The 15,861-nt window shown below is 61.1% G+C and carries 19 protein-coding genes and 2 pseudogenes; 9 read left to right on the top strand and 12 right to left on the bottom strand.

The annotated features are described in order from the left end of the window. Positions 1-723 precede the first annotated feature (723 nt). The gene (locus tag EQZ23_RS19765; protein ID WP_164913397.1) at positions 724-870 is read right to left on the bottom strand and encodes a hypothetical protein; all 147 of its coding nucleotides are present in this window, start codon (positions 868-870) and stop codon (positions 724-726) included. A 15-nt stretch (positions 871-885) separates the two neighbouring features. Continuing rightward, positions 886-1,836, bottom strand: coding sequence for an FAD-dependent oxidoreductase (locus EQZ23_RS06345; RefSeq protein ID WP_128453660.1), 951 nt, complete (start codon positions 1,834-1,836; stop codon positions 886-888). Between the two features lie 155 nt (positions 1,837-1,991). Here EQZ23_RS06345 and EQZ23_RS06340 point away from each other — a divergent pair, with 155 nt between their 5' ends. Then, a complete protein-coding gene (locus EQZ23_RS06340; RefSeq protein WP_240663371.1) occupies positions 1,992-2,336 on the top strand; it encodes a Rid family hydrolase in 345 nt (114 codons plus the stop codon). Here the strand turns inward: EQZ23_RS06340 and EQZ23_RS20210 are convergent. Further along, entirely contained in the window at positions 2,326-2,826 is a 501-nt protein-coding gene (locus EQZ23_RS20210) for a hypothetical protein (RefSeq protein WP_240663369.1), read from the bottom strand. The genes EQZ23_RS06340 and EQZ23_RS20210 overlap by 11 nt on opposite strands. Before the next feature lie 360 nt (positions 2,827-3,186). Between EQZ23_RS20210 and EQZ23_RS06330 the strand changes: the two genes are divergently transcribed. Then, positions 3,187-5,367 carry an outer membrane beta-barrel family protein gene (locus tag EQZ23_RS06330; RefSeq protein WP_128453659.1) on the top strand — a complete coding sequence of 727 codons (2,181 nt, stop codon included), beginning with the start codon at positions 3,187-3,189 and terminating at the stop codon, positions 5,365-5,367. Here EQZ23_RS06330 and EQZ23_RS06325 read toward each other — a convergent pair. The 3 genes and pseudogenes from EQZ23_RS06325 to EQZ23_RS06315 all read right to left on the bottom strand — a co-directional run bounded on the left by EQZ23_RS06325 (position 5,340) and on the right by EQZ23_RS06315 (position 7,201). Then, positions 5,340-5,699: a hypothetical protein gene (locus EQZ23_RS06325; RefSeq protein ID WP_128453658.1), complete on the bottom strand. Its 360-nt coding sequence runs from the start codon at positions 5,697-5,699 to the stop codon at positions 5,340-5,342. The two genes, EQZ23_RS06330 and EQZ23_RS06325, sit on opposite strands and share 28 nt — an antisense overlap. A gap of 55 nt (positions 5,700-5,754) precedes the next feature. Further along, a pseudogene (locus tag EQZ23_RS06320) lies at positions 5,755-5,928 on the bottom strand (IS3 family transposase); the annotation flags it as partial. Positions 5,929-6,235: 307 nt separating this feature from the next. Further along, positions 6,236-7,201, bottom strand: a complete 966-nt coding sequence (locus EQZ23_RS06315) for an SDR family NAD(P)-dependent oxidoreductase (protein WP_128453656.1) — start codon at positions 7,199-7,201, stop codon at positions 6,236-6,238. 112 nt (positions 7,202-7,313) lie between these two features. Between EQZ23_RS06315 and EQZ23_RS06310 the strand changes: the two genes are divergently transcribed. Continuing rightward, positions 7,314-7,907, top strand: a complete 594-nt coding sequence (locus tag EQZ23_RS06310) for a TetR/AcrR family transcriptional regulator (protein ID WP_128453655.1) — start codon at positions 7,314-7,316, stop codon at positions 7,905-7,907. Between the two features lie 49 nt (positions 7,908-7,956). Here EQZ23_RS06310 and EQZ23_RS06305 read toward each other — a convergent pair whose 3' ends face one another. The 3 genes from EQZ23_RS06305 to EQZ23_RS06295 are packed head-to-tail and all read right to left on the bottom strand — an operon-like array spanning position 7,957 to position 9,925. Next, positions 7,957-8,763, bottom strand: coding sequence for an enoyl-CoA hydratase/isomerase family protein (locus EQZ23_RS06305; protein WP_128453654.1), 807 nt, complete (start codon positions 8,761-8,763; stop codon positions 7,957-7,959). Between the two features lie 58 nt (positions 8,764-8,821). After that, entirely contained in the window at positions 8,822-9,229 is a 408-nt protein-coding gene (locus EQZ23_RS06300; protein ID WP_240663367.1) for a nuclear transport factor 2 family protein, read from the bottom strand. Then, entirely contained in the window at positions 9,230-9,925 is a 696-nt protein-coding gene (locus tag EQZ23_RS06295) for an NAD(P)-binding domain-containing protein (RefSeq protein ID WP_128453653.1), read from the bottom strand. It abuts the gene before it with no gap. Positions 9,926-10,055: 130 nt separating this feature from the next. Here EQZ23_RS06295 and EQZ23_RS06290 point away from each other — a divergent pair, with 130 nt between their 5' ends. Then, positions 10,056-10,397 carry a helix-turn-helix domain-containing protein gene (locus tag EQZ23_RS06290; RefSeq protein WP_206364188.1) on the top strand — a complete coding sequence of 114 codons (342 nt, stop codon included), beginning with the start codon at positions 10,056-10,058 and terminating at the stop codon, positions 10,395-10,397. Between the two features lie 92 nt (positions 10,398-10,489). On the opposite strand, the gene EQZ23_RS06285 is transcribed toward EQZ23_RS06290, so the two are convergent. Together EQZ23_RS06285 and EQZ23_RS06280 are read right to left on the bottom strand one after the other, a co-directional pair. Then, complete coding sequence (locus EQZ23_RS06285) at positions 10,490-10,939, bottom strand: nuclear transport factor 2 family protein (protein WP_128453651.1); 450 nt, start codon at positions 10,937-10,939, stop codon at positions 10,490-10,492. Positions 10,940-10,965: 26 nt separating this feature from the next. Then, positions 10,966-11,496: a VOC family protein gene (locus EQZ23_RS06280; protein ID WP_128453650.1), complete on the bottom strand. Its 531-nt coding sequence runs from the start codon at positions 11,494-11,496 to the stop codon at positions 10,966-10,968. A 600-nt stretch (positions 11,497-12,096) separates the two neighbouring features. Here EQZ23_RS06280 and EQZ23_RS06275 point away from each other — a divergent pair. The 5 genes from EQZ23_RS06275 to EQZ23_RS06255 all read left to right on the top strand — a co-directional run bounded on the left by EQZ23_RS06275 (position 12,097) and on the right by EQZ23_RS06255 (position 15,139). Next, positions 12,097-12,339 (top strand): CPBP family intramembrane glutamic endopeptidase, encoded by a 243-nt coding sequence (locus tag EQZ23_RS06275; RefSeq protein ID WP_128453649.1) that lies wholly within the window; start codon positions 12,097-12,099, stop codon positions 12,337-12,339. Positions 12,340-12,539: 200 nt separating this feature from the next. Next, positions 12,540-12,878 carry a hypothetical protein gene (locus EQZ23_RS06270; protein WP_128453648.1) on the top strand — a complete coding sequence of 113 codons (339 nt, stop codon included), beginning with the start codon at positions 12,540-12,542 and terminating at the stop codon, positions 12,876-12,878. 139 nt (positions 12,879-13,017) lie between these two features. Beyond that, positions 13,018-13,404, top strand: a complete 387-nt coding sequence (locus EQZ23_RS06265; RefSeq protein ID WP_240663365.1) for a nuclear transport factor 2 family protein — start codon at positions 13,018-13,020, stop codon at positions 13,402-13,404. A gap of 59 nt (positions 13,405-13,463) precedes the next feature. After that, the gene (locus tag EQZ23_RS06260; RefSeq protein WP_128453646.1) at positions 13,464-14,645 is read left to right on the top strand and encodes an SGNH/GDSL hydrolase family protein; all 1,182 of its coding nucleotides are present in this window, start codon (positions 13,464-13,466) and stop codon (positions 14,643-14,645) included. A gap of 152 nt (positions 14,646-14,797) precedes the next feature. Next, a complete protein-coding gene (locus tag EQZ23_RS06255; RefSeq protein WP_128453645.1) occupies positions 14,798-15,139 on the top strand; it encodes a hypothetical protein in 342 nt (113 codons plus the stop codon). Positions 15,140-15,353: 214 nt separating this feature from the next. Here EQZ23_RS06255 and EQZ23_RS20200 read toward each other — a convergent pair. Then, positions 15,354-15,749 (bottom strand): annotated as a pseudogene (locus tag EQZ23_RS20200) (hypothetical protein); the annotation flags it as partial. Positions 15,750-15,861: the final 112 nt, after the last annotated feature.

The following is a 15,861-nucleotide window of genomic DNA, read 5'->3' as shown; positions in this document are numbered from 1 at the left end:
GTTCTGGTCCGTGCGCATTATCGGTCGCTCATCGAGGCGGCGGCGCAACTCGGGGCGGACCACAAACCGATCGACGCGCTGCGATGAGGGCTAGACGCCTACATCTACTACGTGACCGATCAGCGAACTCGGCGACGATCGGCCTCTCCAGCCCGGCCTTCGGCCAGATACGAAAAACTGGGCACGTGCCGAACGCCTTCCAGACCGCACAGGCGAAGGCCTTTGCATCGGGCGCGAAGCAGATAATACAGCTCACCGAAGACGAACGGCTCGTCACACTGATTACGCCTGCAGCGGTCCGCGTGATCGAGCAGCACACTCGCCTCCCGCGCACCAGAGCGTCGGGCGCGGGCTGTCGATCCTCGCCAGAATGACCTCACTCGACACGCATCGCTGGTGCGCGCCGATCGCCCCCCCCCACGAGAGCGGCCGAAGGTCCGCAACGCACAAACGTCCAACGTCTGTAGTATGAGTTTTCCCAACCGACTCGCTCATTTCCTTCCGCGTTGGCCCCGGCCCGTCCCTCCTCCCAATGATGTGGTGCAGCGCGAAACAGATCGTATCGGGGAGATTGAGGCGATGCGCCTATGGCGCATGCCCCGCCAGGCCGTAACCGCGGAGATATAGGACGAGGGCCTGCGTCGTATGTTGGATAGTCTCGCCATCACGATGGACCTGCATTCTGAATGCGAGCGATGTGCCGCTGCCCGCACTTTGCCGTCATTAATCCGCCAGTTCACGTTTGAAGAAGTAGTGCAGAACGAAGTGACCGGGCGAGACCACGGCCACAAGTTCCCAGCCCATCTCTCCAAGCTCGTTTAGCCCCACCGTGTTCAGGGTCTCTTCGACCACCAGATGCTCCCAGCGCATATTCGAACTCTCCAGTCATGTAATCTCGCCGATCATGGCAAAGCGCCAGAACCGGCGGCTCCCGTCATCGTCAATCGTCTGAGCTTCTGGTCTCGTCAATGCTCGATCAAAATTGCGTGCCGGTGACAAGTGCTGCAGATCGAAGCCGGTGACGCCGGGCTTTATGGGTCGTGCAGGTGCCGCCGCTAACCGGCTGTGCTCCGGAGCTGTCTGAATACCGTAGCCGCCAAGCGCCGCCACCCAAAAGAAGTTCGACACGTTGCCGTCACATCTGACGATGGGAGACCGATCTGGGACGAAGGAGCTGAGGCCAGCCCAACGGTGGACGATGCGCTTGACTTTCAGCGTGGTCACCCGCTCGACCGTATCGACGGCGATCGCGATGTCGAGATCTCTAGGCTGCGCGTCGCCCGGCTCGCTGTCCTCCTCGTCGGCAGGCGACAGCAGCAACATACCCGCGTCAGGTGTGAGGTAGAAGGCTTCATCCACGTCGCAGACCATGGGCCAGTTCGCGACATTCTCGCCAGCGGGCGGATCAATCAAGATGGCGGTGCGCCGGTACGATCGCATGCCGATCACTCGCGCGGATTGCCTGACGGTTCCCTGTTGGATTCGTTCAATCGTCCCTGCAAAGCACGTGTTCGGGCTTGGCCAGTACATTGGTGGACCGGACACCGCTGGCCCGTCGAGCAGCACGATCCGCTGAAATTGAGGCTCGAGCGCAAGCCTCAGGTACGCAACTCCTTCGTCAGGCAGAGCTTGGCGCCCAGCGGTTGCGCGTTTCAGGTCGTTGCGAAGCCGCGCAACCATTTCGGTATCGATCTGCTCAACTACCGCCTCCATCAGCCCGCGTTTGCTGTCGAAATGATGATACAAACCGCCGCGGGTCAGCTCGCCATCGGCCGTCAACTGGTCCATCATTGCCGCATGATCGCCGTCGCGTGCGAACGCCTTGCGTCCAGCCACGCGAATTTTTTTGGGTCGCCTCGTTAGCGTCAGCGCGTTTCGCGGGACCTACTCAGGCACCCTTCCCTCCGTTGACAAACGCCTCCTATGTATTCGCCCTCAGCCGTTAGCGCCTTTAAACCATCAGCCGGAAGCGGCTTCAAAAGAAGACTGTCATGGCGGATCGCGAGGGCGTTTCTCCGGCTGGACAGCACGATCTCTACGCCTCCCAGACATACTCGACAGCGATCAGGTCCGGCGGTCTCTTGTTCGTCTCCGGACCGGTCGGCAGCCGCAGCGATGGTTCACTCGAACCCGAGTTTGAGGATAACGTCCGGCTGGCGTTCGCCAACCTCAAAGCGACGCTGGAAGCGAGAGGGTGCGGTTTCGACGCTACTATCGACGTCACCACCTTCAGTACCGATCCCGGGAACCAGTTCGGCACGGCTATGAACATCCAGGCCGAGATCTCCCGGAAACCTCTCATCCGAACTGGACCGCACTGGGCGTCTATTGGTTAGCCGGCTTCAATCTCGAAACCAAAGTGATTGCAAGGATTCCCGGGGCTAATTGAGCAACCGCGTGCGGTCGCACGCCATGTTGCCGCAATCTGGCGCGTTCAATCAGCACCGCCAGCGATGCGTGGGTCGCGGAGTGAAAGGATCCGTCATCACCGTCCGTTACGAGCGTCAGCCGGTTAGCAACGTCGATGTCTTTTACCGCAAGACTAGACAGCCTGACGCGCCAACCATTCTGCTTCATGGCTTCCCGTCCGCCAGCCGCATGTTCCGCAATCTGATCCCAGCGCTGGCGGACGGTTATCAGGTGATCGCACCCGACTTGCCCGACGTTGGCCACACCCGTTCGCCGGCACGGGGCGACTTTACGTAGAGCTTCAATGCACTGGCCGGTGTGATCGACGGCTCCGTCAACGGGATCGGGTTGGACCGATTTGCCATTTACCGCTTCAATTATCGCGCTCCTGTCGGACTGCGCCTTGCCATGAAGCATCCAGAGCGGATCACCACCATCATCTCGCAGAACGGCAACGCCTATCTGGAGGGGCTCAGCGATGAATGGGCCCGTGGCGAACCTATTGCCGCGACCCGAGCCCGGCCTACCGCGAGGCATGCCGCCCCTCGCTGTCCTCCTTGACGATCCTGTCGTGGCAAATACTGCGCCGGTACCGACTTGATCCTGCTTTCGCCAGATGGGCACGAACTCGACTTGCTTACATGGCGCGACCTGCACAGAGGAAATCCAACTCGATCTGATCGTCGACTACCGCAGCAACGTCGAAGCGTATCCCGCATTCCATCAATCACGTCGAATTCGCGTCAGCCGACGCGAGAACAGCCGAAAAGATAGATCATGACCGTCATCCTGGCGACCACCGCTTCGGCGTTGGCGCTAACACTTCAGTCGGCTCCACAGCAACGGCCGCAACCCACCCCGCCGTCCGCGGATGAACGCCCAGCGGCGCAGCGGGACGAGATCGTCGTGACCGGTGCTCGGTCTGACGTGGTCGCCTCCACCGACCGGCTGAGTTTCAACGTCGCGGACGATCTCAATGTGCAGAACGGGACGCTCGCCGATGCGCTGCGTGCTGCGCCAGGCGTCGACGTGGACATGGAGGGCCGGGTCAGCCTGCGCGGGGACCCCGGCGTCACGATCATGATCGACGGACGCCCCTCTGCGGCGCTGAACGGCGAGGCTCGTGGCGACGCGCTTCAGTCGATGTCGGCGGGCCAGATCAAGAGGTTAGAGATCATCACCAACCCCTCCGCCGCGATGAGCCCGGAAGGGTCGGGCGGCGTCATCAATCTGGTCACCAAGCCGGTTCGCCAGGGCGCGCGCTACGGCACCGTCAAAGCCGCTGCCGGGCAGGTCGGCCGCCGCACCGGGGCGGCCAATGGCTCCCTCTCGGGAAAGAAGCTGACACTTACCGGCGACCTCTCCTACCGCCGCTTCCGCGGCGAGGCGGACGCGACCACAGAGCGCGAGCGCACTGATCTCGCGACCGGCACCGCCGTCCGCGCGCGCCAAGTAACCGACGACGAAACATCCATGAAGATGCGCAGCGCTCGGTTGGGCACCGAGTACTATATTAGCCCGAAGAGCAAGCTGACGGGCGACTTTAGCTACCGTGGTGGCAGTCAGGGTACCGAGCCCGTCGTCCGATCGATAAGCAACCTGCCCGGTGCGACTTTCGACCGGATGGCCAAGACGAACATCAGCCTGCACAGCCTCGGCGGGCGAACCTCTTGGCGACGAACGCTCCCGGGGCGAGGTCACGAGCTGGCGGTGGACTTGGACGTCGATGAGACTCGCCAGCGGCGCCGGATCGACGGCTTGACCGAGTTTGCGCCGGCGCAGGCCAGCTTCGAGGAGATCGCGACGGACGTTGAGCGAACCAGCGTTCACGGTCGCGTCGACTACAAGCGCCCGTTCGGAAAAGATGGGTCGCTCAATCTCGGCTACGATCGGGACCTTGCGATGAGCGACTTCGACTTTCGGGCCGTGCGCGGTCCTAGCCTCGACGCGCTCGCCCCCGTGCCCTCGCTTACCAACCGCTTCGACTTTGGTCAGACCGTGCACGCCGTTTACGCCACCTACCAAATAGACCTGGGCAGATGGGAGGCGCAGATTGGGCTGCGCGCCGAGCAGGTGGAGCTCGACATCGATCAGCAAACCGACGCGGTACGAATCCAGCGCAACTACTTTCGGGCCTATCCGACCGTGCACCTCGACTACGAGCTGAGTGCAGCCGATAAGCTTCGGACGAGCTACAGCCGACGCATCCAACGGCCTTCGGCGCAGGACCTGAACCCCTACACCATCTACAACGACCCGCTGAATCTGCGCCGCGGCAACCCCTTCCTGCGGCCCGAAGTAACCGATTCGTTTGAGGCCTCGTGGCAGCGGCGCAAGGGCGGGACCTTCTATTCGCTCTCCGCTTTCTTCCGTACATCGCGCGACGGCGTCACCGACGTAGTGCAGGACATTGGCAATAACGTGTTTCTGAACACTCGCGCCAACCTGGCGAACGGCGAGCGGGTCGGAGTGGAAGTGGTAGCGGGCGGGCGGATGGCGAAGAAGCTGACCTATAATGCCTCCGGCGGCTTCCTGTGGAACCAAATCGATCCGCGCCAGGCGGGCGTGTCACAGCGACGTTCGGGCACGACAGGCACGGCGCGGGCAAGCCTGACATGGCAGCCGTCGGCCGAGAACCTAGTGCAGCTGAATGGCAACTTTTCAGGCCCGCAGTTGATCGCGCAGGGATATCGCAGGTCCGGCGGACAGATTAACGTTGGCTATCGCCGCAAGATCGATGAGCGTCTGAGCCTGACCTTCACGGGTCAAAACATTTTCGATACCATGCGGCAGGAGACGGTGATCGACACCCCGTTGCTGCGTGACCGCATTCGCCAGCAGGGGGCGGGGCCGATCCTGCACTTCGGGCTCACTTGGAGCCTCGGCGGTCAGGCGGGGCGCAAGCGGACGGAACCCGCGTTTGACTTCGATCAGAGCGCGTCGGCCCCGCCTGGGTAGGTTGAGCCAAGAGGGTCCTGGGGGCGCCCCCTGCTTAAGCTGCGCGAGCGAGGCGCTTTGCGCCGCTCAAGCTGGGCTTTGACCTCGCCATTTAAGGCCATGAGAGCCACCGCCCCCAGCTTCTCGCGGCCCGAGGGCGTCACGATCCGGCGTTCACTCTCGTCGGAGCGAAGGCTTACCAGCAGGACCTGCCCGACGCGGAGATTCTTCCCCTGAACATAGATCATTTCGCACTCGAGACCCATCATGGTGCGATTGCCGCCTATTTCTGCGATTTTTATTTCAGCCGCAAGCTCTCGCGCGGCCAGATTCTGCGACGACTGGAATGGCATTCCTAGGGTCAGGACGCATTGGTCATAGCCAGAAGATGACGGTGGCAGCGAGCACGACGGCGGCCTTCTCGACCCATTCAGGCAGCATCTGCGGAACGCAGCCGATTTTCTCCGCGATCGACACCGCCGTCGCCCATCGCGATCGATAATCCCGTTCATGATCGAAAACCATCCGTACCGCTCGCTCGCCGACCTCGCGCGCAAACTTGTTAGTCATCTTGCTGGTCATGGCTTCACCTTCTCAGGAGTTGGAGCCTCCGACGAACCCAGGGCGGTTCGAATCCCTATGCGCTGGGTCTGCCCATCGCCGAACTGACCAACTTGGCCGCGATGATGGACAGGTTATTGCGCGTCCGGCCGCACGGCGGGCGCTCGACGCGAGAAAGCATGCTTCTCACGATGTGAACGTCCGCCGTTGGAACGGTCGCCGTTGGAACGGTCGCCGGCGCTATGCGCACGACGTACTGGTCTTATCGGGTCGAGAAAACGGCATTCTTAAGTGGCAAGCAGCCAAGCCTGTATGCGCGGCTCCCCTCTCAGCGTTCCTTCACGAGCTCTAGGCTCTTTTCCCACAGCGCCTTTGCGCGTGCGGGATCCACAGCGTAAGCGTAAAGCCCCTCAGCGACGGCATCGACGGGCTCTTCGATCAGCCGGGCGACGTGACAGTTCTCGCAATAGCGGCCGCCAACCTCGTCGGCATCGGCGACGAACCCCGCCCAGACTGTGGTTGCCGCGCCCTGCGGGACCGTCTTGTACGCGAAAGAAGCTTCGCCCTTCTCCGCGCGCGCCTTGTTCAGATCGTCGAACATTGCGGCGAGGACCGCGGCGTCCATATGGCGGTCGAGTTCGGTCGGAATGACACCGGGATTGACCGCGACCGCCCGCACGCCCCGGTCCCGATTCCGACGGTCGAACTCGATCGCGAACAGGATCGTTGCGGTCTTGGAGCGGCCATAGGCAAGCCCGGTATCGTAGGGCGTGTGATCGTAATTCGGATCGTTCAGATCGATGTCGGCAAAGCGGTGCGCGGACGATCCGAGGACGACCAGCCGCCCACCCGGCGCGATCAGCGGCGCGATCCGGTTGGTGAAGGCGAAATGGCCAAGGTGATTGGTGCCGAACTGGATCTCGAAGCCATCCTCGGTTCGGGAGAACGGCGTACTCGCGACGCCGGCATTGTTGACGACGACATCGAACGACCGCCCATCAGCAAGGAGCGTGTCGGCGCAGGCCCGCACGCTCCGCAAGGACGCCAGATCGAGTTCGACAACTTCGACGCGGCCTTCCCCGTCGAGGTCCGCGGTAACGGGGGCCAGCGCGCGCTCCGCCTTCGCCACGTCGCGGGCCGTACCGACGACCTGTGCGCCGTGGGCGGCGAGCACGCGAGCCGACTCGATACCGAGACCCGCCGATACGCCGGTCACGAGGACCCGTCGTCCGGTAAGGTCGATCCCATCGAGGACTTCGTTGGTCGTCGACGTTGCGTCGAATTGCTTGGTCATTTTTGTCTCCGTCAGAAGGAGCCGGCCCATTGCCTGGCGGCTATTGCATGCGCATATGAGAGCATCGCTCCGCTTATATGCGGAGTTCCACTCCGTTTAGCAAGGGCCGAAGATGCAGAAGCCCGGACGACAGTCTCAGCCCAAAAAGGTTCGCGCCGATGGACAGCGCAATCGTACGGCCATCCTGACCACGGCACGGCTGATCTTCAGAGAAAAGGGATCTGCCGCCAGTCTCGAAGAAATCGCGCGTGCGGCCGGGGTTGGCAATGGCACGCTTTATCGTCACTTCCCGTCTCGCGACGCTCTTGTCGATGCCGTCTGCCATGACGATGCGCGAGGGCTGATCGAGGCGGCGGCGCAACTCGGAAAGGACCACCAACCGATCGATGCCCTGCTATACTGGCTGGACGCCTTCATCGACCATGTGGCCGAACGCAACATCGTGATCGAGTCGGTGAGCGTGCTGACCGCGTCTGCCCCAGATAGCGGCGGAACGGACGGTGCCGATGTCCGGGCGGCCTTGCTGGCGCTGTTCGATCGGACCATCACATCGGATGATTCCTGCGTTCCGATCGACCCATTTGATGTCCTACGCGCCATTGCCGGGATCGCGACGATATCGCCGTCCTCGGACTGGCCCGATCGCGCCAAGCGCCTTGTGCGCACGATCATCGCCGGGTTGCAGCAGCCGCTCTCCAATGGATGATGCCTTTCGGGCACTGCCCGTCAGCTTCATCAAGAAATCCGCGCCCATCTTAGGTACCGGCGAAGCGTACGTTGCCGGCGGCTTCGCTCTCCGACTTGTCGTCGCCCGCTTCCTGCGCCTTCTTCAGCGCTGCAAATGCCTGCTGTGCGTCGCGCGTCTCGAACAATCGCATGCTCAGATCGAGGTGCACCTCGTCGGCACCGGCCACGCCGCCTGACGACCACACCTTTAACAGCGCACGCGCGGCACCGAACGCAAGCGTTGGACCGGCCGCCAGTCGTTCGGCCAGTTCGATCGCCTCGGCGTCTACCGCTTCGTTCGCGACCACGCGGGTCGCCAGACCGATCTCACCTGCCCGCTTTCCCCGGAGGGGCACGGACAGAAGGTACAGCTCCGCCGCACGCCCGCGGCCAATCCGTTCGGCTAGGCGCTGGAGACCCCCTGCAAGCGGAATCATCCCAGTCTGGCTCTCGATCGCGTGAAAAAGGGCATCATCGGCCGTGACGATAAGGTCGCAGTGAAGCACCAGTTCGAAATGGCCGCCGATCGCCTTGCCGCGGACCGCCGCCACAGATGGAATGCGAAGCGCTTCGATCGCGCGATATGCTTGGTTCACCTCGTCGATGAAGGTGTGGAACCAGCGCACGTCTTGGCCCGGCCATTCGGCGACTGCGCCGCCCGTGCCGAAGTTCGGACCGTCCGCGCGCACGACGAGCGCGCGGATCGGCGCTTCGCTGGCCTGATGCAACGCGCGGCGCAGATCATCGACCCATCGGCGGCCGAGCTCGTTTTCGGGGGAATCGCAGAGGACGATGTGACCGACCAGACCTACCTGCTCGAACCTGACTACGCTCATTTGCACCTCCGATGCTCGTTGTTGATCGATGGGTCAATTTCGTCGGGCAGTGCTAGTTTTACAGACGCGCAGCCTTGGACACGTCGAAGCTGTCCTCAAGCATCTGAAGGCGACTGATGAGACCGTCGGTAACGGTCAGGATCAAGACAAACGGTGTGGTCGTCATTTTACCTGTTGCCTTGATTCGCGCCTGCAAGGATCCAATTGCCGCCGCGCGGCTTTCGCTCGCCAGAATGTCTTCGACATCGAACGCCTGCGGCTCAAGCAGCGCGCCGAGGTCGTCCATCCAGCGGGCTATCGCCTGGTGCCCAAATGCGCGACCGATCCACGGCAGGGCACCCTCGTCGCCCGGTATCTCCAATGACACATTTTCCGAAAACAGTCTGGCGATCGCTTCCGGATCGTCCCGCGTGGACATATGGTTCAACAGCTTGCGCGCCAAATCCACGTTCGATTGCATGGCCATCTACCGGATTGCTCCTGTTATATCAGTCGTTGTGCCGGGTCGCGCGGAGGAGTCCGCAACTTGCCCGTTGAAGGCCGGGAAGGTACGTGCCGCTGGCCACGGCAAAAAGAAGTCGTGGCCGGCGATCGGACCGCCAACCGCCTGAATGCGCCCCCCGGTCGCCAGGCCACCGAGATCCACCGGCGCGAAGCCGAGGCTTTCGAAAAGATCGGCGACGGTTCTTCGGGCAACGCGATCATCGGCCGAAACAAAGGCTACTCGGCGATAGCTACTAGTAGACGCTTCTGAAACGAAGTTGGTCATGAAGAGCGAGTTCATTGCCTTAACCACCCGGGCGCCGGGCGCTAGCGACGCCACATACTCACTCGACGTACCGTCAGCGAAATCTGCGATGCCCTGTTTGGGCGTGCCATCGATGAATGCGTTGGTGGCATCGATCAGGATACGCCCGTTCCAAGCCGGTAGATCCTCCAAGGCCGCATGCAGCCGCGGCCATGGGACCGCGAGCAGGACCACCAACCGTTCTGCAGCCTTGGCCCTTGTCACCGCAGAGGCACTCGGTCCGAACTTGCCTACGATCGACGTTAGGCTTTGCGGTCCGCGACTGTTGCTGAAGGCGACCAAATGCCCTGCATCGATTGCTTTGCCGGCAAACGCCTGGGCGACGGTGCCGGCGCCTATGATCCCAATCTCCATGCCTCGCCTTGATCACCAATATTGTTAGCTAGGGCGAACATGATATGAACCACGGAATCTTACCAGTACCTACCGTTTGGTAAGCGTCAGTTGGAGTTGAAATATGTCTGAGCCTCGCTATCGGTGTGGCATGGAAGCTGTCCTCGAACTGCTAGGGGGCAAGTGGAAGATTTTGATCCTTTATCATCTCCACGGAACGCGAATGAGGTTTAGTGATCTGCGTAGGATGGTGGGTAAGATCAGCGAGAAAATGCTCAGCCAGCAGTTGAAAGAGATGGTCGCAGACGGGCTTCTCCGAAGAATCGACTTTCAGACTGTGCCGCCGCATGTGGAATATGAAGATACAGCCTTTGGACGTGAACTGTGTAGTACGCTGAAGGCAGTATGCGACTGGGGATCGGTGAATATGGATGATATCATTGCGATCGCCGACGCACGGGCTGCCCGTATAGGTAAGCTAGTGAATCCATAAGCGCTTGCTCGCGTGGACCCTAGCGCTTCGTTGCGTGGCGATCGCCACGAGAATAAGCCGAACTTCCAGGAGATCGAATGCCATCGGCTTTTTTACTTCTCGAGCGCTGCGCTTAGTTTATCGAGGGCACCGAGCTGGTCCAACCAGATCGACTTCATGTTGTAGCAGTGGAAGGATCTCACCTCACCGTTCGAAAGGTGAAATACGTCGCAGCAAGGCACATCGAACGTCCTACCGGTTGCCGGCAGCACGCCGCCTGGCATTGGAAGGTCGCCCTTGTGGGTGCCCTGCAACTTCAACTCAACGACCACGACGCCATCATAGGTCGAGTAGAAACGCAAAAGCTCGCGATGCATGTCCGGGAAGATCGTGGCGAAACCCTGGATTGGCTCTGCAAGCTCCTTGCCGACCCATTTGGCCCCGGACGCCATGTCCAGAAAGTAGCCGTCGTCGGCGAAGAACGATGCGAACCGGTCGGGATCAAGATCTTTTCCCTCTGCCGTAGCATATACCTGTCGGATGATGTCTTCGTTGGTCGGCATCGTCTTCAACTCCAATTGTGACTGGATCAGCTGTTCGCGTGCCAGCGGCGAAGCGGCGTTCCGCGCTCGTATGGCATGGCGGACGGGAACGTGATGAATTCGATCATCATCCCCCACGGCGTCTGGCCGTAGCAGTAAAGATTCCCTTCCCCCTGCTCTTCGGGAAACAGGATCTCGTTGGGTCGCGAGAACATCTTTCCTCCAGCCGCCTCGAAGCGCTCGATCGCCGCCTCGATGTCATCGACATAGAACGCGAGGTGCTGCAGGCCGAAGTCGCTCGGACGCGACGCCTCGCGCTGCGCATCGGCCTTTAGCTCGAACAGCTCGATCTCCGGACCGGTACCAATCTGGATCATACGCGCGGCGATCAACCGGGTCCCGGGCGCGAGGTTGAGAGCCTGATCCAGCTCGGGACTGCCAGCGGGTGGCTGGGCGGGCGAATGAGACTCGTAGATTACCTGCGCGCCGAGCCCACCAATTAGAAACGCTGTCGCCGCTTCTATATCGGGCACGGTGACGCCCACGTGGTTGATGCCGCGCAGGGGCTTGCTGTTCATTCGACACCTCATCCTTTGACTTCGCCAACAATGGGAATGTGTGATCAAAGGTCCAGTACTTACGCTTCGGTAAGTACCTTAAATAGGTTCAGGTATTCGTGTTCGAGCGTCCGGACTTGCGCGCTCGCAGACATCGACCGGTTAAGCGGCGCGCCCTGTCCTGCCTATTGCGCACCAAAACGGTATTCGTCCGCGGATTTCGCAGCCGGGGGAAGCACTTTTCCAGCCTCATAGGCTATAGGATAGCCTAGCGGCTGCAATCCCGCGAGCCGATCGGCTAGGGCCGTGAAGCGGTTGCCGAGAGCCCGCGCCGGATCGCAGATACAGTGTCTGGGACTTGAGCCGATGCTCTACGGTCTCACGCTGGCAGCATGGTCCGGCATCGCATGTCTGATCGGCTTTGCCGACACCGATCGCCGCATTCGTCGTACGGGCGACGTCCCAATGTTGGCTGCTCATCGGGCTCGGCGCCGGCGTCGCGATCTTTGCCGCCAAGGGGATCGTCGTCATCGGCTTCACCGCTCTGACCGGGATCGGTGACAGTCCGCAGGGCATCTATGGGATGGGCAGCGGCGGCGGCGTCCAGTCGCTGGTCGCCTCATCACTGCTGACGGCGTCTTGGCCCCGATCGGCGAGGAATCGCTTTTCGGCGGCTTCGTTACGATCGTCCTCCTCCGCTACTGCGCGGCCGTCGGCGTTGGGGGCGGCGCGTTGCTGTTCGCAGCGCTTCCTGGGATCAGCATCGGCTTTCCCGTAGCGGTGCTGCAGGGATTGGGTGCGGGCTGGTTGTATCGCCGTGCTCGATCGCTCTGGCCCGCGGCCATCGTTCACATGATTTTGTAATCCTCCGACGGTCCGGTGATGGTGCTCACGGGCGCTTCCCGAGCCGGAGAAGCGGTCAAGGATTTCGATGCGAAGACGATCGCCTTCGCCACCAGGCCATGTTCGCGCAACCTACGGGTGCTTGTTGATGCGGGTCATTTCCCCGGCGACCGCTCGCTTCGCGGACGGTCGCCTCCCGGAGCCATGAAAGGAACGCCGATATGCTAACCAACCGTCTCGCTCACTTGGTTCGAGCGCAATTGTCGCTGGGCCTTATCGCCGTCTTCGCCCTTGCCGCAGTCACAACGCCGGTCAACGCCCAAGGCAGCAAGCAACGCAAGGACGCACGGACCTGCAAAAGCTTCGGAGCGAGCTACGGTACGCCCGCTTTCAGCAATTGCATGATGGAACAGCAACGCCGACGCGATCTGAAAGAGCAGGATACACTGGAGAAGATGGCGCTGACGTCGCAGATTGCCAAGGACGGCCAGATCATGGCAGAACGCGCCCGTCGTCAACGTTGCGACCGGAATCCGGACCGGCGCGAGTGCCGTCGTTAAGAATGGCAACGATTGCTTGCGGCTAATACTAGATCGTTAACGGCCGCTCTGCGTTCTTTCTCGGCGCCCGGGACGACGTGGAACGGGTGGCGCTCGGACTAGGCCAGCGACGGCGGATCGGATGATACAGGATACCAAGTTGACATACGATCTCGAGATTAACAAAGCGAACGTGATCGCGTTCTACGAGTTGATGTTCAACGCCGGCAGACCTCGCGAAGCGGTGGAGCGCTACGTAGGCGACGACTACATCCAGCACAATCCAAGTGTCCCGACAGGGAAGCGCGGCTTCGTCGACTATTTCGAACGGATGGCGCGCGAGTTCCCCGGCAAGAGGGTCGAGGTGAAGCGCGCGGTCGCGGAAGGCGATCTGGTCGTCCTGCATTGCTTTCAGCACTGGCCAGGAAGCGACGACTATGCCGGCATCGACATCTTTCGCCTCGATACGGCTGGACAGATTGTCGAGCATTGGGACGTGCTGCAGGCGATCCCGCCTGAGGCGGCCAATCCGAACGGCATGTTCTGAGCGATCCAATACCCACCGCTCCGGAACGCGGTTCCATCCATCCCCATAGGCAGCCGACCATGAGCTATATTCCATCACGCCTGATGAGGACGCCGATCACCGCCTCGCTGCTGCACGGCTGGGTTGATCTGGAGGAGACCGAGTCGGGCATCATCCCGCATCGGCTTCCAAGCTGGGCGCGCAGGCAGTGGCCGGACCAACAGCTGGCGATGTCCGAAAGCCAGCCCTCTGGCGTTTGCATCCGTCTCCGCACGGCGGCGACGATCGTGGAGGTCGAAGCACTGCCGACGAAGCGTGTTTACGCCGGTATGCCCCCTCGTCCAGAGGGAGTGTACGCTCTGGTGATCGATGGCGTTCCTTCGCAACAAGCGAGCATCCCGACCGGCGATGTCATTCGAATCGATCTTTCCGGCGGAGCGTCGTCTGGTTCGGGTGTGGAGATCATACCCGGCGCGCCTGGCAGCGTGCGCTTCGCTGGACTTGCTGCCAGTGACAAGCAAATTGAGATATGGTTGCCCCACAACGAGGCGACCCGGCTGGTCGCATTGTACAGCGACGCCCCAGTGTTTCCGGCCAAGCGTTCGGATCGCCTTGTGTGGCTTCATCACGGGAGCTCGATCAGTCAGGGATCGAACGCGGCTAGCCCAACGAGCATCTGGCCCTCAGTGGCCGCCACCATCGCCGATGTCGACCTGCTGAACCTGAGCTTCGGTGGCAGCGCGCTGCTGGATCCGTTCGTCGCTCGAACCATCAGGGACATTTCAGCGGATCGCATCAGCCTCAAGCTCGGCATCAACATCGTCAACATGGACCTGATGCGCCTGCGTGGCTTCGGTCCGGCCGTCCACGGCTTTCTCGACACTATCCGCGAAGGCCATGCGGACACGCCCCTGCTGATCGTGTCGCCAATCCTGTGCCCCATGCACGAACATGTGCCGGGACCGAGCGCCCCCGACTTCGCAGACGGCGAGATGAAGTTCAGGGCGACGGGTGACCCGGCAGAAGTCGCCGCAGGGCGCCTGACGCTCAGCGTCATTCGCGATGCGTTGCAGGCGGTCGTGGCACAGCGGCGAAGAGCAGACCTCAACATCCACTATCTGGACGGGCGGACCTTGTACGGGGAAGACGACCACTTGCAACGGCCGCTGCCGGACCGGCTGCATCCAGATGATGACACGCATAGGCTCATCGGTCAGCGCTTCGCCGACGCGGTCTTTAAGGCGGCGGGACCGCTAAGATGATGCGCAAGCTCTATCACGGGGCTTGCCTTCCCGCCAATGGAGGCTGCGATCGTCTGGTCCGTGGTCGACAACGCGGCGATAGAAGCGCAGCTTGATAAATTCTGAAACTCGACCTTCGCTAGCCGGCCGAATAATTGCTAGGGGAATGCTTCATGGTCATTAACGTGATCGCCGCAACCGTGGCTGCCTTTTTTGTATCATCTGATGGTCAGACTACCGTCACTCCGCGAATGGCCGAATTCGATCTTGAAACGGTTCACACTAAAGAAGCGACTTGCGCAGACCGCAGCACGTCGGATGAAATAATTGTTTGCGCTCCCAAAAACATGAATATCTGGATTTCTGACGAGGATAAGGCAAATTACGCACCGAGACCACTGCGCGGAGAGTTCGCCGGACCGTTAAACGCGGAAACAAAGCTGCATGTCACTCAAAGCCGAAACCCTATGGTTGCAACACCCGCTGCGGTTGCAACGCTCAAATGGCGCTTTTGAAATACGCCGCTGCTTCATCCTTGCGTTAATACTGCTGCTTGTTGTAAGAGTTTTTCTGGGAAACGCGCGGCGCAAGCCTGATCCCGTGGTCGCTAACTACGCTGATACGGGTCGCGCTACAAAGCTTTCCGATGGTCGCCGCATAAATACGTCAGGGCGTCTTCTATTAGACTGGCGTTTGCACTGACGGAACCTGGGTCAGCAAGTGTCGACTCTATACGCCGTGGCCTTCTTGCCATGACGATCTGGTACAATCGTTGGCTGAGACCGTTCGTTGGCCCATCACCAAACCGAACATGAAATTGGTCCCTTGGGCGATGGCCTCATCGGCTCCCGCCCGCCGCACTGACCAACTCCCAAACCGTCTGGACCGGATCGGCCGGTCCAACATTAGATCAATAGCGGTGTGCCTTCCGTTGTCGGCTTCGGCAGGCGGGATGTTGCCGTTAAGCTCCAGCAGCCGACGATAATCGAACCAGTCGACCTATTCGAGTGTCAAATATTCGACGGCTCCGAAGCTGCGCCATGGCCCACGCCTGTGGACCACGTCGGCTTTGTACAGACCGTTGATCGTCTCCGCCAAAGCGTTGTCGTAGCTGCCGCCCACTGAGGTGGCCCCCTAAAGGACCTGACAGGGCCCCGCTCTTAGATAAGAGTGAGGCATATGACTGACGGTACGACCAGGCGTTACAACGATGGCGAGGTTCTCTCCGGTGTTCAGC

The organism is Sphingomonas sp. UV9 (assembly GCF_004101245.1).
Lineage (GTDB): Bacteria > Pseudomonadota > Alphaproteobacteria > Sphingomonadales > Sphingomonadaceae > Sphingomonas.
This window is presented reverse-complemented; position numbering and strand designations above follow the sequence as displayed.